This window comes from Amycolatopsis acidiphila (assembly GCF_021391495.1).
Taxonomy (GTDB): Bacteria; Actinomycetota; Actinomycetes; order Mycobacteriales; family Pseudonocardiaceae; genus Amycolatopsis_E; species Amycolatopsis_E acidiphila.
Map to the genome: position 1 here is coordinate 1,283,484 of NZ_CP090063.1, position 20,333 is coordinate 1,303,816.

15 protein-coding genes and 1 pseudogene are annotated in these 20,333 nt (G+C 70.9%); 8 read left to right on the forward strand and 8 right to left on the reverse strand.

Annotation, left to right across the window (positions count from 1 at the left end; all coding sequences use genetic code 11):
* Positions 1–5 precede the first annotated feature (5 nt).
* From LWP59_RS40610 to LWP59_RS06305, 5 genes and pseudogenes are all read left to right on the forward strand, one after another.
* Positions 6–644: pseudogene (locus tag LWP59_RS40610) on the forward strand (toprim domain-containing protein); the annotation flags it as partial.
* 16 nt (positions 645–660) lie between these two features.
* Entirely contained in the window at positions 661–4,434 is a 3,774-nt protein-coding gene (locus LWP59_RS40900) for a DNA gyrase subunit A (RefSeq protein ID WP_144639717.1), read from the forward strand.
* A gap of 177 nt (positions 4,435–4,611) precedes the next feature.
* Positions 4,612–6,207, forward strand: coding sequence for an ATP-binding SpoIIE family protein phosphatase (locus tag LWP59_RS06295; protein ID WP_144639719.1), 1,596 nt, complete (start codon positions 4,612–4,614; stop codon positions 6,205–6,207).
* Positions 6,204–6,536 carry an STAS domain-containing protein gene (locus LWP59_RS06300; protein ID WP_144639721.1) on the forward strand — a complete coding sequence of 111 codons (333 nt, stop codon included), beginning with the start codon at positions 6,204–6,206 and terminating at the stop codon, positions 6,534–6,536. Before LWP59_RS06295 ends, LWP59_RS06300 begins: the two co-directional genes overlap by 4 nt.
* Before the next feature lie 28 nt (positions 6,537–6,564).
* Positions 6,565–7,518 (forward strand): TIGR03557 family F420-dependent LLM class oxidoreductase, encoded by a 954-nt coding sequence (locus LWP59_RS06305; RefSeq protein ID WP_144639723.1) that lies wholly within the window; start codon positions 6,565–6,567, stop codon positions 7,516–7,518.
* A 13-nt stretch (positions 7,519–7,531) separates the two neighbouring features.
* On the opposite strand, the gene LWP59_RS06310 is transcribed toward LWP59_RS06305, so the two are convergent.
* The gene (locus LWP59_RS06310; protein ID WP_144639831.1) at positions 7,532–9,295 is read right to left on the reverse strand and encodes an IlvD/Edd family dehydratase; all 1,764 of its coding nucleotides are present in this window, start codon (positions 9,293–9,295) and stop codon (positions 7,532–7,534) included.
* Positions 9,296–9,378: 83 nt separating this feature from the next.
* On the opposite strand from LWP59_RS06310, the gene LWP59_RS06315 reads away from it, so the two are divergent.
* Together LWP59_RS06315 and LWP59_RS06320 are read left to right on the forward strand one after the other, a co-directional pair.
* A complete protein-coding gene (locus LWP59_RS06315) occupies positions 9,379–10,809 on the forward strand; it encodes an MFS transporter (protein WP_144639725.1) in 1,431 nt (476 codons plus the stop codon).
* Complete coding sequence (locus tag LWP59_RS06320; protein WP_229857837.1) at positions 10,806–11,213, forward strand: MarR family winged helix-turn-helix transcriptional regulator; 408 nt, start codon at positions 10,806–10,808, stop codon at positions 11,211–11,213. The genes LWP59_RS06315 and LWP59_RS06320 overlap by 4 nt, the downstream gene beginning before the upstream one ends.
* Here LWP59_RS06320 and LWP59_RS06325 read toward each other — a convergent pair.
* From LWP59_RS06325 to LWP59_RS06335, 3 genes are read right to left on the reverse strand one after another with little or no spacing between them, the layout of a single operon-like run.
* The gene (locus LWP59_RS06325; protein WP_144639729.1) at positions 11,210–11,935 is read right to left on the reverse strand and encodes a class I SAM-dependent methyltransferase; all 726 of its coding nucleotides are present in this window, start codon (positions 11,933–11,935) and stop codon (positions 11,210–11,212) included. The two genes, LWP59_RS06320 and LWP59_RS06325, sit on opposite strands and share 4 nt — an antisense overlap.
* A gap of 1 nt (position 11,936) precedes the next feature.
* Complete coding sequence (locus tag LWP59_RS06330) at positions 11,937–13,427, reverse strand: helix-turn-helix domain-containing protein (RefSeq protein WP_144639731.1); 1,491 nt, start codon at positions 13,425–13,427, stop codon at positions 11,937–11,939.
* Positions 13,424–14,479: a DUF917 domain-containing protein gene (locus LWP59_RS06335; protein ID WP_144639733.1), complete on the reverse strand. Its 1,056-nt coding sequence runs from the start codon at positions 14,477–14,479 to the stop codon at positions 13,424–13,426. Before LWP59_RS06335 ends, LWP59_RS06330 begins: the two co-directional genes overlap by 4 nt.
* A gap of 168 nt (positions 14,480–14,647) precedes the next feature.
* Between LWP59_RS06335 and LWP59_RS06340 the strand changes: the two genes are divergently transcribed.
* Positions 14,648–15,025, forward strand: a complete 378-nt coding sequence (locus tag LWP59_RS06340; RefSeq protein WP_144639735.1) for a hypothetical protein — start codon at positions 14,648–14,650, stop codon at positions 15,023–15,025.
* 184 nt (positions 15,026–15,209) lie between these two features.
* Here LWP59_RS06340 and LWP59_RS06345 read toward each other — a convergent pair whose 3' ends face one another.
* From LWP59_RS06345 to LWP59_RS06360, 4 genes are read right to left on the reverse strand one after another with little or no spacing between them, the layout of a single operon-like run.
* Positions 15,210–16,304 (reverse strand): DUF917 domain-containing protein, encoded by a 1,095-nt coding sequence (locus tag LWP59_RS06345; protein WP_144639736.1) that lies wholly within the window; start codon positions 16,302–16,304, stop codon positions 15,210–15,212.
* On the reverse strand, positions 16,301–17,356 hold the full coding sequence (locus tag LWP59_RS06350) for a DUF917 domain-containing protein (RefSeq protein ID WP_144639738.1): 1,056 nt from the start codon (positions 17,354–17,356) through the stop codon (positions 16,301–16,303). Before LWP59_RS06350 ends, LWP59_RS06345 begins: the two co-directional genes overlap by 4 nt.
* Positions 17,353–18,897: a hydantoinase/oxoprolinase N-terminal domain-containing protein gene (locus LWP59_RS06355; RefSeq protein ID WP_144639740.1), complete on the reverse strand. Its 1,545-nt coding sequence runs from the start codon at positions 18,895–18,897 to the stop codon at positions 17,353–17,355. Before LWP59_RS06355 ends, LWP59_RS06350 begins: the two co-directional genes overlap by 4 nt.
* Positions 18,898–18,915: 18 nt before the next feature.
* A complete protein-coding gene (locus LWP59_RS06360; RefSeq protein ID WP_144639742.1) occupies positions 18,916–20,241 on the reverse strand; it encodes a purine-cytosine permease family protein in 1,326 nt (441 codons plus the stop codon).
* Positions 20,242–20,333 lie beyond the last annotated feature (92 nt).

Consider the following 20,333-nt stretch of genomic DNA (forward strand, 5'->3'; position numbering starts at 1 on the left):
ACAACAGCGCTCGCATGGCGCGGGTGTCGGAGTACCAGGCGCTGCTGCCGTTGCGCGGCAAGATCCTCAACGTGCAGAAGGCGTCGCTGGGCGACACGCTGAAGAACGCCGAGATCGCGTCGATCGTGCAGGTGCTCGGCGCGGGCACCGGGCGCACCTTCGACCTGTCGACGATGCGCTACGGCCGGGTCATCCTGATGGCGGACGCCGATGTCGACGGCTCGCACATCCGCACGCTGCTGATCACGCTGTTCGCCCGGTACATGCGCCCGGTCATCGAGGACGGGCGGCTGTACGCGGCGATGCCGCCGCTGCACAAGATCACCACCAAGGGCCGGAACCCGGAGACGCACTTCACCTTCAGCCAACGGGAGATGGAGGCGAAGGCCGCGGAGCTGGAGCAGGCGGGCAAGCAGATCGTCACCCCGGTGCCGCGGTTCAAGGGCCTCGGCGAGATGGACGCGGACGAGCTGTGGGAGACCACGATGAACCCGGCCACCCGCTCGGTCCGCCGGATCACCCTGGACGACGTGGAAGCCGCGGAGGCCGCGCTCGACCTGTTGATGGGCGAGAAGGTCGAACCCCGGCGCAACTGGCTGGTCGAGTCCGCCGCGCGGGTGGACCAGGCCGCGATCGACATCTGAGGCCGCAGGAGAACTCATGGCACGCCGCAAGACACCCACGACCAGGGTCGATCCCGCCGCCTTCGACCAGGCGGGCGCCCAGGTCTTCGAGAACCCGGTCAAGACCGAGATGGAGGACTCGTACCTCGAGTACGCGTACTCGGTCATCCACTCGCGCGCCCTGCCGGACGCGCGGGACGGCTTGAAGCCGGTGCACCGCCGGATCCTGTTCTCGATGAACGAGGCCGGCTACCGCCCGTCGCACGCGTACGTGAAGTCCTCCCGCGTCGTCGGCGACGTGATGGGCCGCTACCACCCCCACGGCGACACGGCGATCTACGACGCGATGGTCCGCCTGGCACAGGACTTCTCGATGAACGCGCCACTCGTGGACGGGCACGGGAACTTCGGCAGCCCGGACGACGGCCCGGCGGCTTCGAGGTACTGCGTCGTCGGCGACACGCGGATCCGGCTCGCGGACGGCTCGAGCCCGCGCATCGCCGACGTGGTGGATCTGCCCGCCGACAGCGAGGCCGCCGCGGACTTCGAGGTCCTGGACAAGGACGGCAAGCCGGTCCGGGTGACGAAGGTGTTCAACTCCGGCGTCCACCCCACGATCCGGACGACCACCAAGTCGGGTTTCTCGCTTCGGGGCAGCGAAAACCACCTGGTCCTGTGTCTGGAGGCGCCGCTGGGAGTGCCGCTGTTCCAGTGGCGGCGCCTGGACGAGCTGAAGCCCGGCGCGGTCGTGGCCGTCGCACGTAACGCCTGGCTGCAGGTAGTGCCCACGGCTCGCGAGTACATGCTCGGCGTGCTCGCCGGTGCGTGGGTTTCGGAAGGCCGGGCGAGCGAGAACCGGGCGGGCTTCAACAACACGGACGAGCACTTCTTCGGCGAGGTCCTGCACGCCTACGACCAGGTCGTAGGCGGGCCGCGATATGTATCGGCGCGGCGCACCCGGCGGGACCGCAAGCAGGTGCACGAGCTGGACATCCAGGACTACGCCGGTGGCATGGCGGCGTTCCGGGAGAGCCCGCTGGCCGAGCTGATCGGTCACCAGGCCAGGGACAAGTTCGTGCCCGAGTTCGTCTGGCACGGCGGCTGGGGCGTCAAGCGCGCGTTCCTGATGGCGCTGTTCGAGGGCGACGGCGGCCCGCGCCTCGCTGTGGACGGCTTCAACGTCCAATACACCAGCTACAGCGAGCGCCTGACCAGCGAGGTTCAGGAGCTGCTTGCCGAGTTCGGGGTCATCGCCCGGCATTGCCGGTACACGCGAACGAGTGGCGCAGTCGAGCACCGGCTCGTGATCTCCGGGCTTCGCAACGTACGGGCGTTCGTGGAGCGTGTCGGCTTCCTCGAGACGAAGCGGGCGAAGGTGACCGAGTTGTTGCGGCGCTCGGTCCTGAGTCCGCACCGGCTCAGCCAGGACAAGGTCCCGTTCGTCGCGGACTACGTGCGGGGCGCGCTCGACTTCGATCGCCGCGGCAGCGACCGGAAGTGGCTGACCCAGCACAATTTCGACCGCGTCGAGCGGTGGGAGACCGAGCGGCTGCGAATCATCGACCGGATCAAGGACACCGAGGTACTGGCCACGATCCTGCCGGTGATGGATTCCGGCTACCGCTTCGAGGAGGTCACCGAGGTCTCGGCAGCCGAACCGGCGGAGGTCTATTCGGTCCGGGTCGAGTCCGACGACCACTCCTTCCTCGCCGGCGGGTTCGTGAACCACAACACCGAAGCCCGGATGTCGCCCGAGGCGATGCTGCTCGTCGGGGAGCTGGGCGAGGAGACGGTCGACTTCCGGCCCAACTACGACGGGTCGCTGCAGGAGCCGTCGGTGCTGCCGGCGGCGTACCCGAACCTGCTGGTCAACGGTACGTCCGGGATCGCGGTCGGGATGGCGACGAACATGATCCCGCACAACATGGGCGAGGTCATCGGCGCCGCCCGCTGGCTGATCAACCATCCGAACGCCTCGCTGGACAAGCTGATGGAGTTCGTGCCCGGCCCCGACCTGCCGACCGGCGGCATGCTGCTGGGCCTGGACGAGGTGCGCAAGGCCTACGAGACCGGCCGCGGCGTGGTGCGGATGCGGGCGAAGGTCCAGATCGGCCCGCTGGAGGGCAGCCGCGGCCGGCAGGCCATCACGGTCACCGAGCTGCCGTACGGCGTCGGGCCGGAGAAGGTGATCGAGAAGATCACCGACGAGGTCAACAAGTCCAAGCGGCTCACCGGGATCGCGGACGTCAAGGACCTCACCGACCGCGAGAACGGGACCCGCCTCGTCATCGAGTGCAAGGTCGGGGTGAACCCGCAGCCGCTGCTGGCGGACCTGTACCGGCTCACGCCGCTGGAGCAGTCGTTCGGCATCAACAACCTGGTGCTCGTCGACGGCCAGCCGCAGACGCTGGGGCTCAAGCAGCTGCTCGACGTGTTCCTGGCCCACCGCTACGAGGTCGTCACCCGCCGGACCAGGTACCGCCGGCGCAAGCGCGAGGAGCGGCTGCACCTGGTCGAGGGCCTGCTGCTGGCGCTGCTGGACATCGACAAGGTGATCCGCCTGATCCGCAACAGCGACAACGCCGCCGAGGCCAAGGAAGGCCTGATGAAGCGGTTCAAGCTCTCGGAGATCCAGGCGACGTACATCCTGGACACCCCGCTGCGGCGGCTGACCAAGTACGACAAGCTCGAGCTGGAGGAGGAGCAGGAGCGGCTGCGCGAGGAGATCGCGGAGCTGACCAAGATCCTCAAGGACGATGGCGTGCTGAAGCGGGTCGTGTCCAACGAGCTGGCCAAGATCGCCAAGGACTTCCGCACCGAGCGGCGCACGGCGCTGATCGACGGTGACCTCAAGGAGGTGCTGGCGGCGTCGCAGCCGGCTGGTCCCCGCGAGGTCGCCGACGACCCGTGCCAGGTGATCCTGTCGGCCACCGGCCTGGTCGCGCGGACCGCGGCGGAGTCGGAGGAGGCGCCGGAAGGGCGGCGGCGCAACGGCCGCGTCAAGCACGACGCGGTGGCGGCGCTCGTGCATTCGACCGCACGCAGCCAGGTGCTGCTGATCAGCAGCCGTGGGCGCGCCTTCAAGACCGACGTGCTGCCGTTGCCGGTCCTGCCGGAGCAGGCGGGCACGGTGTCGCTGCGCGGCGGGATGGCCGCGCGGGAGCTGGTGCCGCTGGACAAGGGCGAGCGGGTCGTCGGCATCGCGCCGCTGGGCGAGCAGGCGGCGGACTCGCCGGGGCTCGCGCTCGGCACGCGCCAGGGCGTGGTGAAGGTGTGCGCGCCGGAGTGGCCGGTGCGGGCGGACGAGTTCGAGGTCATCAGCCTCAAGGACGGGGACGAACTGGTCGGTGCGACCTGGCTGACCAACAGGAACGAGACGCTGGCGTTCGTGGCGTCCGACGCGTCGCTGCTGAGGTTGTCGGTGTCGCTGGTGCGGCCGCAGGGGCTCAAGAGCGGCGGGATGGCGGGCATCAAGCTCACCGACGGGGCACACGTGGTGTTCTTCGGCGCGGTCCGCACGGACGACCCGGAACGCGGCGAGCCGATGGTGGTCACGGCCACCGGCACGACGGTCAAGATGACGCCGTTCGCGGAGTACCCCGCGAAGGGCCGGGCGACCGGCGGTGTCCGCGCACACCGGTTCCTCAAGGGCGAGGACGCGTTGTCGGTGGCGTGGATCGGGCCGCGCCCCGCCGGGGCGGCGTGCAACGGCGACCCGGTGGAGCTCCCCGAGCCGGTCGACCGCCGCGACGGCTCCGGGGCAGCGCACCCGGGCCCGGACTTCGTCGGGCACCTGATCGAACGTGGCTGAGGCCCTGGCCGGTCGCCCCCACCACCCCTCCCCAGCTGCGGGGTTACCGGGGCGAACCGGTCAGGCACGCACGGTGATGCAAGGCTTGATCGGTTGGCGGGAATGGCGTGGCCGGGATACCTTGTGCTGAGTAACGATGTGGGTTTCCCAAGTCCCGAGGCTGGTTAACTACCGATCATGGCAACGACGGCGAGCGCGGAAGAACGGCTCCGCCGGTTCGGATCGGTGAGCGACAGCGCGCTCGCCCACATCGAGGGCGACGAGGTTCTCACCGAGTTGCTGGGCCGGGTCCGCGAAGGTCTCCAGAGCGACACAGTGGCTGTGCTGCTGGTCGAACCCGGCGGTCGCGAACTGGTCGCCACCGCCACGCAGGGCATCGAGACCGAGGTCCGCCAGGGCGTGCGCGTCCCGCTCGGCAAGGGCTTCGCCGGCCGAGTCGCCGCCGAGAAGTCGCCGGTGATGCTCGACCGCGTCGACAGCACCACGGTGGTCAACCAGCTCCTGTGGGAGAAGGGCATCCAGACCCTGGTCGGCGTCCCGCTGCTGGTCAGTGGCGAGGTGCTGGGCGTGCTGCACGCCGGCAGCCTCACCCCCCGCCGGTTCACCGAGGACGACGTCGAGTTCCTGCAGGCCGCCGCCGACCGGATCGCGCTCGTCGTGCACGCCCACCAATCCCAGGCCGCCCGCGCCGCCGCCACCGCGTTGCAGCGCAGCCTGCTGCCGCCGCAGCTGCCGCAGGTTCCGTCGCTGGACTTCGCCGCCCGGTACGTGCCCGGCGGCGGGTCGAACGTGGCCGGCGACTGGTACGACGTGTTCACCCTGCCGAACGGCTGGCTCGGTCTCGTCATCGGCGATGTCGTCGGCCACGACCTGCCCGCCGCGGTCGTGATGGGGCGCCTGCGCAGTGCGCTGCGCGCGTACTCGCTCGAGACCACCGATCCCGCCGACGTGCTCACCCGGCTCGACCGCAAGGCCCAGCACTTCGAGCCCGGCATGATGGCCACCGTCCTCTACGGCACCCTCGAACCCGATTTCGGGCGGCTGTACCTGTCCTCGGCCGGGCACCTCGCGCCGGTGCTGGCCCGCCCCGGCGAACCGGCGCACTTCGCCGACCTGCCGATCGACCCGCCGATCGGCGCGATCCGCGAGGTCCGGCGCCGCAAGACGACGATCGAGCTGCAACCGGGCACGATCACCTGCTTCTACACCGACGGCCTCGTCGAGCGCCGGTACGCCCCGCTCGACGACGGGCTGGAGCTGCTTCGCTCGACGGTGAGGGCCGCGTCGGCCGACGCGGTGTGCGCGCAGGTCATGACGACGCTGATCGGCGAGTACGTCTCGGAGGACGACGTCGCCATCCTGACCTTCCGGCGGCAGGACCTGAAAGAGGTCAACTCGCTCGACATGATCGTGCCTGCCGTGCCCGAGTCCCTCAAGGACATCCGGGCGGCGATGCGCCGGTGGCTCTCGTCGGCGGGAATCAGCGGAGACCTCGCGGGGGACCTGCTGCTGGCCGTGGGGGAGGCGTCCACCAACTCGGTCGAGCACGCCTACGGCCCCGCCGGCGGCACCGTACACCTGAAGATCGACCTGATCGGTGCGGAGGTCGTGATCAGGGTGCGGGACACGGGACACTGGCGCCCGGCGCGCGGGGAGAACCGGGGACGAGGCCTGACCCTGATGAACAAGTGCGGTGACGTCCAGGTCGACAGGAGCGACGAAGGCACCACAGTGGTGATCCGCCGCAGGCTCGAAGCGGAGGCGCAAGCATGACCACGGCGGACCTGACCTCGGTGCTGGACGGCGAGTCGGTGCGGATCCGGATAGCAGGCGAGATCGACCTCGCGAATGCCACCGAGGTGCAGGACGAGATCAACGGGATGATCACCAACGACGCCAGCCGGGTGGTGCTCGAACTGGCGGAGCTGGAGTACCTCGACAGCGCGGGGCTGCGCGTGCTGTTCACGCTCGCCGAGCGGCTGCGGGTGCTGCAGATGAAACTGGACCTGCTGGTGCCCGTGGGCGCGCCGGTGCGCCGGGTGGTGGAGATGTCCGGGCTGGATCCGGTGGCACGGCTGCTTCCCGAACCCGCCGGGGATTGAGCCCGGCGCCGCCGGGTAGCCGGACGGCATGGTGAGTTTCGGCTACTTCCTTTCGTGTGAGGAGTTCGGCCCCCGCGAGCTCGTGGAGCAGGCGAGGATGGCCGAGGACGCCGGGTTCGAGCGGCTGTGGATCTCCGACCACTTCCATCCGTGGCTGGACGAGCAGGGGCAGAGCCCGTTCGTGTGGTCGGTGATCGGCGCGCTGTCGCAGGTGACGTCGCTGCCGATCACGACCGCCGTGACCTGCCCGACGATCCGGATCCACCCGGCGATCATCGCCCAGGCCGCCGCGACCGCGGCCGTGCAGTGCGAGGGCGGGTTCACTCTCGGCGTCGGCAGCGGTGAGGCGCTGAACGAGCACGTGCTCGGCGACCGGTGGCCGGTCCCGGACGAGCGGCTGGACATGCTGGACGAGGCGATCGACGTGATCCGCGAGCTGCACACCGGCAAGCTCGTCACCCATCGCGGCAAGCACTACACCGTCGAGCAGGCGCGGATCTACACGCTGCCCGAGCAGCCGGTGCCGATCTACATCTCCGCGTTCGGGCCCAAGGCCGTCCGGCGCGCCGCCGAGCGCGGGGACGGGTTGTGCACGGTCATGCCGGACGCCGACCTGGTGCGCCGCTACCGCGACGCCGGGGGCGAGGGGCCGGTGCAGGGCGGCATCAAGGTGTGCTGGGCCGACTCGGAGAAAGCGGGCCTGCGCACGGCGCACCGGCTGTGGCCGAGCGACCTGCTGCCCGGCAACCTCGGCCGGAACCTGCCGATTCCCAGCGAGTTCAAGGCCGCGTCGTCGCTCGTCACCGAAGACGCCGTCGGGCAGCAGTTCCCGTGCGGCCCCGACCCGGAGCGGCACGTGCAGGCGGTGCGCCAGTTCGTCGACGCCGGCTTCGACGAGGTGTACGTGCAGCAGATCGGCCCGGATCAGGAGAAGTTCTTCGAGGCGTGGTCGGGCAAGGTGTTGCCGGCGCTGAAGTCCTGACTGGACACCAGACTTAGTGGGAGTCGCGGGGGATGGTGTGGCCGCGGGTGCCGTGGAGGAAGTCGAAGTCGGCGCCGGTGTCGGCTTGTTGGACGTGCTGGGTGTAGAGCCAGGTGTAGCCGCTGGTGTAGGGGTTTTCGGGGGGTTGCCAGTGCTGGCGGCGTTGGTCGAGTTCGGCGTCGTCGACGTGCAGGGTCAGGCTGCGGTGGGGGACGTCGAGGGTGATGCGGTCTCCGGTGTGGACCAGGGCCAGCGGTCCGCCGAGGGCGGACTCGGGGGTGACGTGCAGCACCACGGTGCCGTATCCGGTGCCGGACATGCGCCCGTCACAGATCCGCACCATGTCCCTCACCCCGGCCTTCAACAGTTTCGCCGGCAGGGCGACGTTGGCCACCTCCGGCATCCCGGGGTAGCCCTTCGGGCCGGCGCCGCGGATGACCAGCACCGTGTCCGCGGTGACCTCCAACCCGGGGTCATCGGCCACCGCGTGGTAGTCCTCCACGGTGTCGAACACCAACGCCGGCCCGGTATGGGTCAGCAACGCGGGGGTGGCGGCGGACTGTTTGAGCACCGCCCCACCCGGCGCCAGGTTGCCCCGCAGCACCGCCGTCCCGGACCCGGCCGGCTGGAACGGCGCCCCCAGCGGCGTGATCACCTCCGGATTCCAGTTCTCCGCCCCGGCCACGTTGTCCGCGACACTCTTCCCGGTCACCGTCAACGCCGAGCCGTGCAGCAGGTCGTGTTCCACCAGGTCCCGCATCACGACCGGCACACCCCCGGCGTAGCAGAAGTCCTCCATCAGAAACCGGCCCGAGGGCATCACATTCACCAGGGTCGGCACCGCCCGCGCCAGAACATCGAAATCATCCAGGCTCAACTCCACACCCACCCGCCCGGCGATCGCCAGCAAATGGATGATCGCGTTCGTCGACCCCCCGATCGCGGCATTCACCCGGATCGCGTTCTCGAACGCCTCCCGCGTCAACACCTGCGACGGGCGCAGCCCCTCCTCCACCATCGCCACGATCCGCTGCCCCGCCGCCTGCGCGGTCTCGAACCGGCGCGCGTCCACCGCCGGCCACGACGCCGACCCCGGCAACTGCATCCCCAACGCCTCGGTGACACACGCCATCGTCGACGCCGTACCCATCGTCATACAGTGCCCGTTCGAACGGGCCATACACCCCTCCGCGAAAAAACACTCCTCCTGGCTCATCCGCCCCGCTTTGAGCTCCTCCTCGAACTTCCACACATGCGTGCCCGACCCCACATCCTGACCCCGGTACTTCCCCGTCAACATCGGCCCACCGGTCACCAACACCGCCGGCACATCCACACTCGCCGCCGCCATCACCATCGCCGGGGTCGTCTTGTCACACCCGGAGAGCATCACCACCCCATCCAACGGGTTCGCCCGGACAAGCTCCTCCACCTCCATCGCCATCAAGTTCCGGTACAACATCGCCGTCGGCCGCATCAACGTCTCACCCGTGGCCATCGTCGGAAACACCAACGGGAAACCTCCCGCCTGCCACACCCCCCGCCGCACCGCTTCGGCCACCCGATCCAAATGCGCGTTACACGGCGCCAACTCCGACACACTCACCGCCACACCAATCACCGGCCGCCCGTCGAACACCTCAGAACCAAAACCCTGATTCCGCATCCACGACCGATAAATCATCCCCGCCCGACCCGTCGCACCAAACCACGCAGCACTACGCCTCTCACCGGTCACGAGCTGTTCCTCTCCCTCGAATACGGCCGCATCAAACATTAAATCATTGGATGATTCCGTGTCCAGCACGAAAAGTTGTACAGTAGCAACTGTTATAGTCGTACAACTACCTTGGAGCGTTCTTGCCAGAGTTGACCTACCGCCGCAGACTTCTGGTGCTGGCGATCTGCTGCATGAGCCTGTTCGTCGTCTCGATGGACAACACGATCGTCAACCTGGCGTTGCCCTCCATCCAGCGAGAGTTCGCGGCACGGGTGTCGAGCCTGCAGTGGACGATCGACGCCTACTCGCTCGTGCTGGCGAGCCTGCTGATGCTCTCGGGCTCCACCGCCGACCGGCTCGGCAGGCGCCGGACGTTCCAGACCGGGCTGACGGTGTTCACCATCGGTTCGCTGCTGTGCAGCATCGCGCCGACCGTCGGGCTGCTGGTCGTCTTCCGGATGGTGCAGGCAGTCGGCGGGTCGATGCTGAACCCGGTCGCGATGTCCATCGTCACCAACACGTTCACCGAACCGAAGGAGCGGGCGCGTGCGATCGGTGTCTGGGGCGCGGTGTTCGGGGTAAGCATGGCGCTCGGGCCGGTCGTCGGCGGCGCGCTCGTCGACGCGATCGGCTGGCGGTCGATCTTCTGGATCAACGTGCCCATCGGCATCGCCGCGTTCGTGCTGGCCGCGGTGTTCGTGCCCGAGTCACGGGCGGCGCGCGCCCGCCGCGTCGACCCGGTGGGGCAGCTGCTCGTCATCGTGATCCTCGGCAGCCTGACCTACGGGATCATCGAGGCGCCGCGTGCGGGCTGGGGCTCCGCGCAGACCCTCGGCTGCTTCGCGCTCGCCGTGCTCGCGGTGCTTTGCCTTGTGCCGTACGAGAAACGCCGGGCGGAACCGCTCATCGACCCGCGGTTCTTCTCCAGCGTCCCGTTCTCCGGTGCCACGCTGATCGCGGTATCCGGGTTCGCCTGCATGGGCGGGTTCCTGTTCCTCAACGCGATCTACCTGCAGAACGTGCGCGGGTACTCGCCGCTGCACGCCGGGCTGCTGACGCTGCCGACCGCGGCGATGATCCTCGCGTTGTCGCCGGTGTCCGGGCGGATCGTCGGCAGCTGGGGTGCGCGGATTCCGCTGATGGCAGGCGGTGGCGGCATCATCGCCGCCGGCCTGCTGCTCACCACCCTGACCGCGCACTCCTCACTGTTGATGCTGGTGGTGACGTACTTCGTGTTCGGCGTCGGGTTCGGCATGGTCAACCCGCCCATCACCAACACCGCGGTGTCCGGGATGCCACGGGAACAGGCCGGGGTCGCGTCGGCGGTCGCGTCGACGAGCCGGGTGACCGGGGGTGCGCTGGGCGTGGCGGTGCTGGGCGCGGTCGTGACGTCGCGGGTGCGGGGTCCGCTCGCGACCGGGTTCGCCCCGGCGAGCCAGGTCGCATGGTGGATCATGGTCGGATGCGGGATCACGGTGCTCGTGCTCGGGTTCGTCACGACGGGAACGTGGGCGCGCCGGACGGCGGCGCGGTTCGTCGAGGGGGAGCTGATCGCGGTGGGCGAGCGGTGAGCGAGACGGCGATCCGCGTGTGGGAGCGGATGCGTGAGCTGGTGGTCGACCGGCACGACCGGCGCAAGGAGGTCGTCGAGCGGCTCGGCATGAGCTTCGTGAAGACCAAGGCGCTCCGGCTGCTGGCGAAGCGGCCGATGACGATGCGCGAGCTGGCCGAGGAGCTGCTGACCGACCGCCCGTACGCGACCGTGCTGGTGGACGACCTGGAGCAGCGCGGGCTGGTGGAGCGCACGGTGCACCCGGACGACCGCCGCTCGAAGATCGTCAGCACGACGGACACCGGCCGCGCCGCGGCCGCCATCGCCACGGAGATCATGGGCAGGCCGCCCGCTTCGCTGCTCGCGCTGCCCGCGGCGGAACTGGCCGCGCTGGACGAGATCCTGGCCCGCGTGGCGGACTAACGCCGCGCGGCGAGGAACACGAGCTCCCGCCCCGGCCTGTCGGGCGCGCCCCGGACCTCCGCGACGGCGAACCCCTGTGCGGTCAGTGCTGCCTCGACCTCGTCCCGGTCGCGGAAGCGCAGGGTCGAGTCGGACGTCAGCACCTGCCCGTCCGAGGCGAAGACGTAGGTCCAGCGGAAGGTCACCAGCGGGAGGCTGAGGTCGACCAGTTCGACCCAGCTCTCGACCGCACCTCCGTCCGGGATCTCAGTGAACCGGTGTGACGCCTCGCGAGTCCAGCCCTCCCAGGCGCGGAAGGCCGGGTCGCGGGTCTCGAACACCAGGTGCCCGCCCGGCCGGAGTGCGGCGTGGATGCCGCGCAGCGTCGCGTCCCAGGCAGCGGGTTCGGCGATCGCCTGTGCGACGTTCGCGGTCATCGTGGCGAGGTCGGCCCGCATCGGCGGGAGGGTGCCGGCGTCGCCGTGGAGCCAGCGGACCCTGCCGGCGCCCGGCTTGGCCCGCGCCACGTCCAGCGAGCCCTTCGCCGGCTCGACCCCGGTCACCCGCCGGCCGTGGTCGGCGAGCAGCAGCGCGAACGTGCCTGTGCCGCAGCCGATGTCGAGCACCTCGTGTGCCGCCAGCTCGTCGGCGATCGCCAGGTAGGCGTCGAGATCGGAGCGATCGGACTCGAGCGCGTCGTAGATCGCGGCGAGCCGCGGATGCTCGAAGACCTCGTCGGCCACGTCAGTCCCCCATCGTCACGATGCGGCAGGCCAGGTGCAGCGCGAGCCGTTCGTCGCGGCGGCCCAGGTCCACGTCCAGCAGCTGCTCGACGCGGGCGATCCGGGCGGCGACGGTGTTGCGGTGCACCCCCAGCACCGCGGCCGTCTCCGCGAGGGAGGACTCCGCGTCGAGGTAGGCCGCCAGGGTGCGCACCAGGTCGCCGGGCGCTTGCCGCAGCGGGGCGACCAGTGCGCGGGCCGCGGGCTCGAAGGTGTCGGTGCGGGTCCATTCGAGCAGCAGCTGCGCCATCCCCAGCTGGTCGACGTGCAGGAAGTGCCCGGCCTCCGGCCTGGTCGCGGCGAGCCGCGCGGCATCGGTCGCCTCCGCGATCGTCGTCGCCAGCCCCTCCGGGCGGGGGTGCGGGCGCCCCACTCCCATGTGCGTGCCGAGTGTCCGGCCGAGGCCCTGGTGCGCCGCGCGCAGGCGGGCCGCGAGCTTCCGCACCCGCGCGGCCGTCGGCTCCTGGTCGAGGGTCAGCCAGCCGGTCCAGCCCTCGCCGTGCTCGACGATCACGGTGTCCTCGGCGCCGAGCGCCCGTACCACCTCACGGGTCCGCGCGACTGTGTCCACTGTGGATGAAGCACCGATGCGGAGACCGATGTGCCATCCGCCGAGCCGCCAGCCCGCGTCCGCGACGCGGCGGCGGAGGTCCGCACCGGGCTCCGCGTCCAGGCGCAGCAGGTCACCGAGCAGCGCGGCCCGCGAGCGGGCGTCCCGTTCCAGCTCCAGCCGGTTCGCCAGCAGCCACCGTTGCACCGCGCCGGCGGCGACCGCCAGCGCGGGCGGCACGATCTCCGCCCGCGCCGCCGCCGTGCCCTTGAGCGCCGCGGCGACCCACAGGCCGGGGCGGGGACGCAGCGCGGGATGGGCGAGCAGCACGCCGTCGTCGAGGTCGATCCGTTGCGCCACCGGCTCGTCGACCCGGACGAGCCGGGCGTCGGCGAGCTCGCCCGCGAACGGCCGGCCACGGTCGTCGAGCAGCGCGACGGGGGAACGCAGCAGGTCCCGGAGCACGGTGACCACGTCCTCCGGTGACTGCGGCCGATCGCCCAGCGCGCGCTGCGTCGCCATCACCAGCTGCGCCTGGTCGAGGTCCGGTTCGGCGAGGTGCAGCCGGGCGGTCACCAGTAGCTCCAGCGGATCGGCCTCGGTGACCAGCAACGGCATGCCGAGCCGGTCGGCGAGCAGCCGCGTGCCGGTCAGCGGCGCGAGCCCGGGCAGCAGCACCCCGGCACCGCCGGCGTCCGCGCTGCGCCGCAGCAGCGCGTCGATCCGCCAGTCGGTCGCGGACACCGGCCCGGCGACGAGCACGAGCTCACCGGGGGCCGGCAGATGCCCGGGGTCGAGCGTGGCCCGCACTGTCCGCAAAGGACGGTCGAGCTGCGCGCCACCGGCGAGGACACGGACGGCGTTTGCCCAATCGGGAACGGCGAGCAGGCGGCGCAGGTTCATCGCAGCACCGGCTCGGTGTCGATCCCGAACGCGCGTGGTCCGAGCACCGGCAGGTGCCGCGGATCGGTCCAGAACGAAGCGGCCGGCAGCCGGAGCACCGCGACCTCCACGCCCTCGCGGATCGCGTCGCAGCTGATCGGCACGCACGTTCGGCGGTCGGCGACCGTGAGCACGTCCGGGGTCGAGGCGACCGCGTGCCCGTCGCGCAACGCGAGCAGGTACTCGTTCTCCATCTCCAGCCGCAGCAACGAGCCGTCGCGGTGGTCGGTCAGCGTGACGCTGCCGCGACCGAAGCCGGGGCGGCCGTGCTCGCCGGGCCCGACGCGCCGGGACACCTCCAGTACGCGGCCGGTCGCGAGCACCTCACCCCTGATCGCCGCTGCGAGCGCCGCCGGGTCCGGGCTCTCGCCGAGCGCGAGCACCCGCCGGCCCAGCTCCAGCGCTCCGCTGACCGTGTCCAGGACCGCCGCCGCCGGCAGCGCCGAGGCGGGGATCGGGGCCAGCGCCAGGATGGCCCAGCCGCTGGAGCTGGCGAGGAAGGCGCGGGCGGTGCGCTCGATCGTCGCGTCGGAGCCGGTCGCCAGCACGAGCACCTGCCCGCTGGGTTCCGCGACCACGGCGGGCGCGAGCCCGCGGCCCACCGTGGCGACCGACAGCTGGTCGAGGCGGGGCAGGCCACGTCCCGACAGATCGGCGTCCACAACGGACAGACCCAGCTCGTGCGCGGCGACGATCGGCAGCAGCCCGTTGAGGCCGCCGACCTCGATCGAGATGAGGGCGTCCGCCCGCTCCGCGGTCCACCGCTCGATCGCGGCGACGGCGGTGGCGACCTCGTCACCGCCGGGCAGCTTCTCGGTGAACACCGCCGTGGCGCCGACGACCCCGACCGGGACGACCTTCGCCTCGGGGGGCAGGTCGCCGACCGGGGTCACGGCGGCAGGCAAGCGTTTGCGCAGCAGAGCCGCGGCGGTGATCGTGTCGCCGCCACCTCCCGAGCCGAGCAGCGCGACCCCGCGTTCCAGCGCGGGGACGTCCTGGGCCGTGATCTTCATGGAACCGCCTCATACCTGGCACAGTGCACTCGTGACGACGGTAGACGAACAGATGTCCGTGACGGCGGAAATGATCGTGGACGGGCGCGTGCCGACCGGCCCCGTGCTGTCCCGGACGGCCGGTGGGTCGCCTACCTGCTCGTCGAGGACGAGCTGTGGCTCGCCGCGGTGGACGGGAGCGAGCCGCCCCGGCAGCTGGCCGGCGGCGGGCGGTACCGCGCGCCGAGATGGGCGCCGGACTCGCGGTCGGTCTTCGTCCTGGCCGGTCAGCTGTACCGGGTGTGGCTCACCGGAGAGGCCGAGGTGCTGACCCGCTGGGAGGCCGGGATCAGCGACTGCCGCCCGCTGGCCGACCCCGATCTGGTCGTCCTGATCGCCCCTGAACACCGGGAGGACCAGGACATCCGGGTGTGCGGCCGGCACGTGGCTCCCGACCGGTTGTGGCTGCTCGACCTGCGCGACCGGAGCGTGCGCCTGGTTCGATCGCTGGCTCACCTAGGGACTGTCAGAGGTGACTTGCGGGCCGGTGCGGGTGGCGGAACCTGAGGCGGCCCCTCGCTGTGGGATCGCCTCTTCGTGACCGCCAGGTCACCACGTCGGCGCTGTCCTCTCGATGAGCCGCCCACCCGCCGGCCCACCACCACCCTCAACCGGCACGCTCCGCGCGGCTGCCTCGATTCAAACCCGCGGCGGTGCAAGCTGACGGCGCAGGCGCAAGCGGCTCGGCCGCTTATGAACACAACCTAGCCTCGACGGGCTCGAACGCGTACGGCAGGCCGAACGCCGCCGGGCCGAAGGTCGCCAGCGCCTCGGGTGTGCGCATGATGTCCGGGGTCGAGATGCCCACGACCGTCACGCGCTGGCCGTAGCGCAGCGTCTCGGTGGTGATCGGCTCCGCCGACTCCGACTCCAGCACGCAGATCAGGTCCGGCACGAGGCATTTCACCTCGCCGTCGACGAGCGCCACCAGGTTCTCGTTCTGGAACTCCAGCTCCAGCTTGTGCTCGCCGTCGAAGGACACCGCCGCCGCCCGGCCACGCGCGAAACCGGCCTCCGTGCGCCGTTCGACGTCGGAGATCTTGCCGCGGAACAGCACCCGCAGGTTCGAGTACAGGGTCGTGGAAAGCGCTTGCGCCAGCTGCGCGACCGGGTCCTTGCCCCGTCCTTCGCGGATCGCCCGGCCGACCTTCAGCGCCAGGGTGAGCGTGTTCGGGATCGCGGTGCGCTTGACGTCCGCGCCGCGCATCGAGTACTCCGCGATGTGCGCGACCCCGCCGAGCCGGATCGTCACCCCGCGCGCGATCCACTCCATCCGCCGGTTGTCGGCGCCGGTGTCGATCACGGTGACCTCGCCGCCCTCGCCCGCGACCGCCATCGGCGACCCCGGCACGCCGTACACGCCGAAGGTCTCCATCTGCAGCTCGGGAAACGCCCGGCCCATCCCGTCCGCGTCCACCACGGGCAGCCCGGTCCGGGCGCCGACGACGAGCGGGATCATCGAGTTGATCCCGCCGCACTCGATCGGCATCGTCGCCGCCGCCTTGACGCCGAGGTGCTTTTCCAGTGCCGCCAACGCCGTTTCGGGTTCGCGCCCGCTGGGCAGCTTCTCGAACACTACGGTCGGGGCGCCCATCTGCGCCGTCGGGATCACCAGCGCGTCGTCGTCGAGCTCGGCCGGGTCGAGGATGGTGACCGGGCCGAACTCGCGGATCGCCTGCCGCACCAGCAGCCGTCCGACGTACGGGTCGCCACCGCCGCCGGTGCCCAGCACCGCCGCGCCACGGGCGAGGTCTTCGAGGTGGTCTTCGGTCAGTTGCCAACTCACGCGGTGACTCCCACCGGGTCGATGTCGTATCCGAAGTACCGCGGGCCGGCCAGCTCGATCCCCGCCTCGGTGTGCCAGCGCGGGTCCGCCGGCGCGGCGATCACCGTGACCCGCTGGCCGAACCGCAGCAGCTCCGTGGTCACGGCCTCGCTGGTCTCGGTGTGCAGCACGCAGATCAGGTCCGGCACCGACGCCAGCACGACGCCGTCGCGCTCGGCGACCAGGTGCTCGTTCTGGAAGCGCAGCACCAGCTCGCGCCCCGCGTCATCGTCCATTCCGGACAGTCGCGCCTCGCCGCGCGCGAAGCCGGTCTGGGTGCGCCGCGCCACGTCGATCACCTTCCCGGTGAACAACGTCCGCCCGCCGAGCCGCTCGACCACCGCCGCGACCGACTTCGTCGAGCGGGCGAGCCTGCCCAGCTCCGCGCACAGGCTCAAGGTGCCGGGCACCATCGACTCTCGGGCCTGTGCTCCCGACATCGCGAACGTGCTGATCGCGGACGAGCAACCCATGTCGATGGCCGCCGAACGCGCGAGCCGCTCGGCCCAGTGGTTGTCCACCGTGTCGAGCACGCCGCGGTTGCCCTTCTCGTCGGCGTACGCCATCGGGGTCGCGCGGACGCCGTAGATCGTCGGCAACACCATCTGCAGCTCCGGGAACGCGCGGCCCATCCCGTCGGCGTCGACCAGCGGCAGGCCCAGCTGCGCGGCCGCCACCACCGGGATGAGCGAGTTGACCCCGCCGGCCTCGGCGCACGCGATGTGCGTCAGCTCCTTGCCCAGGTACCCGGCGAGCGTCCGGGCGGCGAGCCCGACCTGCTCGGCCGAGGGCAGCTTCTCCACCATCACCGTGGGCGCGCCCATCATCGCGACGGGAAGGACCATCGCGTCGTCGGGGACTTCTTCCAGCGCCACAAGGGGAACCGGCCCGTGCTCGCGCACCGCCGCGGCGGCCAGGAGACGCCCGATGTACGGGTCGCCACCGCCGCCGGTGCCGAGGATGGCCGCCCCTCGCGCCACGTCGTCCAGATGGTCATGCGTCAGCTCCTTCATGACGCCGACCCCAGCTGCAGGTCGCCGACCGCCTTGACGCGGATGCGGGTCGCGTTGCCGGGCAGGTAGGGGATCGGGACCTCGTCGAAGTCCACGATGTCCACACTGGACGGACTGGCACCCGCCGCGATCGCGCGGTCCACCGCCTCCTGCTTGGCCTCGTCGATCACCGCGTCGCGGCGGCCCGGTTCGATCGCGTACACCCGGTCGACCTCGCCGCCGATCTGCGCGATCGCCGCGCCGATGGCGTTCGCCACGGCGAAGTGGTCGGGGCGGTGCACCTCGCCGGAGCCGGAAAGCTTGTCGGGCAACAGGATGGACCCGCCACCGACCGCCACCACCGGCAGCGGCTCGGCGGAGGTCCGCATCCGCTCGACCACGTCGGACACGTCGCCCGCGATCCGGTCGAGCGCCGCCTGCACGAGGTCGCGGCCGAGATGCGCGACCAGCGAGGGGTCGCCGATCTCGGCGCGGCCCGCGGCGACCGCGATGTCCGTGGCGGTGAGCGTGTCCCCGCCGAACACCAGCGCCTTCGAGGTCAGCTCGTACCCGACCGAGTCGGGGCCGACCCCTTCCGGGCGCACCCGGCTGCCACCGCCGATGCCGATGGACAGCACGTCGGGCATCCGGAAGTTCGTGCGGATCCCCGCGACGCTGACATCCGTGGTCGCCTCTCGCGGGAACCCCTGCCGCAGCACGCCGACGTCGCTCGTCGTGCCGCCGACGTCGACCACCGCGCAGGTGTCCAGACCGGACAGCACGGCGGCGCCGCGCATCGAGTTGGTCGGCCCGGAGGCGAACGTCGCCACCGGGTACCGGCGCGCGAAGTCGACGTCCATCAGCGTGCCGTCGTTCTGGCTGAGGTAGAGCGGCGCGGTGATGCCGGCGCCGGTGACGGACGCGGCGAGCCCGTCCACGATGTGCGCGGCCAGCTCGCGCAGCGCCGCGTTGATCACCGTAGCGTTTTCCCGCTCCAGCAACCCGATCCGGCCGATCTCGTGCGACAGCGAGATCGCCACGTCCGGCAGCTCGGCGCTGATGATCTCCGCGGCCTGTGCCTCGAACTCGGCGTTGACCGGCGAGAACACCGAGGTGATCGCGACGCTGCGCACCCCGGCGTTGCCCATGTCCTCAGCCGCCCTGCGCAGCTCGTCGGCGTTCAGCTCGGAGATGTGCCGCCCGTCGAACTCGTGGCCGCCGTGCGCGAGGTAGCTGCGCCCGGCGATCGCGTCGACGAGGCGCTGCGGCCAGTCCACCATGGGCGGCAGGGACGCGCCCGCGGGCAGGCTGAGGCGCACCGCGGCGGTCGGGGCCAGGCGGTGGGCCTCCACCAGCGCGTTGATGAAGTGCGTGGTGCCGATCATGACCGCCTGCACCGCGGCCGGATCGAACGCCCGCTGCTGTTGCAGGCCGTCGATCGCGGCGACGATGCCGGAGGTGACGTCCTCGGTGGTGCTGGTCTTGATCTCCGCCAGCACCTCCCGGCCGTCGAGCAGGACCGCGTCGGTGTTGGTGCCGCCGACGTCGATGCCGATGCGCACAGGGATTCTCCTTGCTGGTTACAGGGCCGCGGCCGGTTCGGTGTCGGCGGTACGGCTCATGCCGACCCCGCGCACCAGGCCGAGCTTTCCGGCGACGACGTAGAGCACGAACGCCACCACGAGCGAGTTGATGCTGGGCAGGCCCCACTCGACGAACCTGCCGATGAGCGCCGCGGCGAGCCAGACGACGATCGTCGCGGGCACCCAGCTGGGCGCGTCCCTGGGCACGGTGCCCGCGGCACGCGCGGTCTCCAGGTCGCCGCGCCAGCGCTTCACCACGAAGTACTCGGCGACCATGATCCCGGCGATCGGCGGGAACGCGACGCCCAGCACGGTGAGGAAGTCGGTGAACGCGTCGAGGATCCCGGCCGCCGCGAGCACGCTGCCCGCCAGGCCCAGGACGCCGGTCACCACCGCGCGGTTGAGCCGCTTGCCCGACACCGTGCCGACGAAGTTCACCACGCCGAGCCCGGCGGAGTAGAGGTTCCAGTCGTTGATCTTGATGGTGCCGGCGACGACCACGAGGATGCCGATCCAGCCGACCGAGGACGTGACGATCGTGGTGATCTCCGAGGACTTCACCGCATGGGCCAGCAGGACGCCGGCCATCCCGATCACGTACTCGCCGAGCGTCACGCCGACCAGCGTCTGCTTCGCGACGTCCGCCGCGCTGCGGTTGAACCGGGTCATGTCCGGCGTGATCACCGCGCCGACGATGAACCCGCCGGCGACGAGGGTGGTGCCCTGCAACAGGGTCAGCTGCGGGCCGGGCGGGGCCGACGCCACGAGCGCGCCCACGTCGTGCCGGGTCAGCTCGGAGATGATCGACCAGCCGACCAGGATCAGGAAGGCCGGCACGGTCAGGTACGCGGTCCACGCCATGGAGTGGAAGCCGCGCATCACGATCGCCGTCACGATCAGGCCGAACACCAGTGCCCAGGCCCATTCCGGCAGTACGCCGATGAGCTGGACGAGGCCCTGCGCCGACACCGCGGACTGGATGCCGAACCACCCGATGAGGCTGATCCCGATGGCCAGCCCGATCAGGGCGGACCCGCCGCGGCCGAACCCGGTCCAGCGGGCGATCATCGAGGTGGAGAGGCCCTCGCGCATGCCCATCACGCCGACCAGGATCATGATCAGCTCGAGGATGACGGAGCCGAGCGTGAACGCGAGGAACGCCTGCCAGAAGGCCATCCCGAAGCCGACGGTGGCACCGAGCAGGAACTGCGACAGTGCGGAGACCTGGCCGAACCGCTGGACAGCGACCGACCACCAGGAGTAGCGGGCGCTTTCGGGCACCCTGGTGAGCGCGTAGTCGTCGACACCGACAGACGAGGCCATGCCGACCTCCTTATCCGGGGGAGTGTTCCGACCACCGTAACCGCCGGTCCCCGGGACGTCATCGGGCGAAATGCACAGTGCTCACGTCTCGA

Excerpts from the sequence above, each read along its gene's own strand:
- LWP59_RS40900 (WP_144639717.1), top strand. The coding sequence starts at position 661 with ATGGCACGCCGCAAGACACCCACGACCAGGGTCGATCCCGCCGCCTTC.
- LWP59_RS06295 (WP_144639719.1), top strand. The coding sequence starts at position 4,612 with ATGGCAACGACGGCGAGCGCGGAAGAACGGCTCCGCCGGTTCGGATCG.
- LWP59_RS06300 (WP_144639721.1), top strand. The coding sequence starts at position 6,204 with ATGACCACGGCGGACCTGACCTCGGTGCTGGACGGCGAGTCGGTGCGG.
- LWP59_RS06305 (WP_144639723.1), top strand. The coding sequence starts at position 6,565 with ATGGTGAGTTTCGGCTACTTCCTTTCGTGTGAGGAGTTCGGCCCCCGC.
- LWP59_RS06310 (WP_144639831.1), bottom strand. The coding sequence starts at position 9,295 with ATGTTTGATGCGGCCGTATTCGAGGGAGAGGAACAGCTCGTGACCGGT.
- LWP59_RS06330 (WP_144639731.1), bottom strand. The coding sequence starts at position 13,427 with ATGAACCTGCGCCGCCTGCTCGCCGTTCCCGATTGGGCAAACGCCGTC.
- LWP59_RS06335 (WP_144639733.1), bottom strand. The coding sequence starts at position 14,479 with ATGAAGATCACGGCCCAGGACGTCCCCGCGCTGGAACGCGGGGTCGCG.
- LWP59_RS06350 (WP_144639738.1), bottom strand. The coding sequence starts at position 17,356 with ATGAAGGAGCTGACGCATGACCATCTGGACGACGTGGCGCGAGGGGCG.
- LWP59_RS06360 (WP_144639742.1), bottom strand. The coding sequence starts at position 20,241 with ATGGCCTCGTCTGTCGGTGTCGACGACTACGCGCTCACCAGGGTGCCC.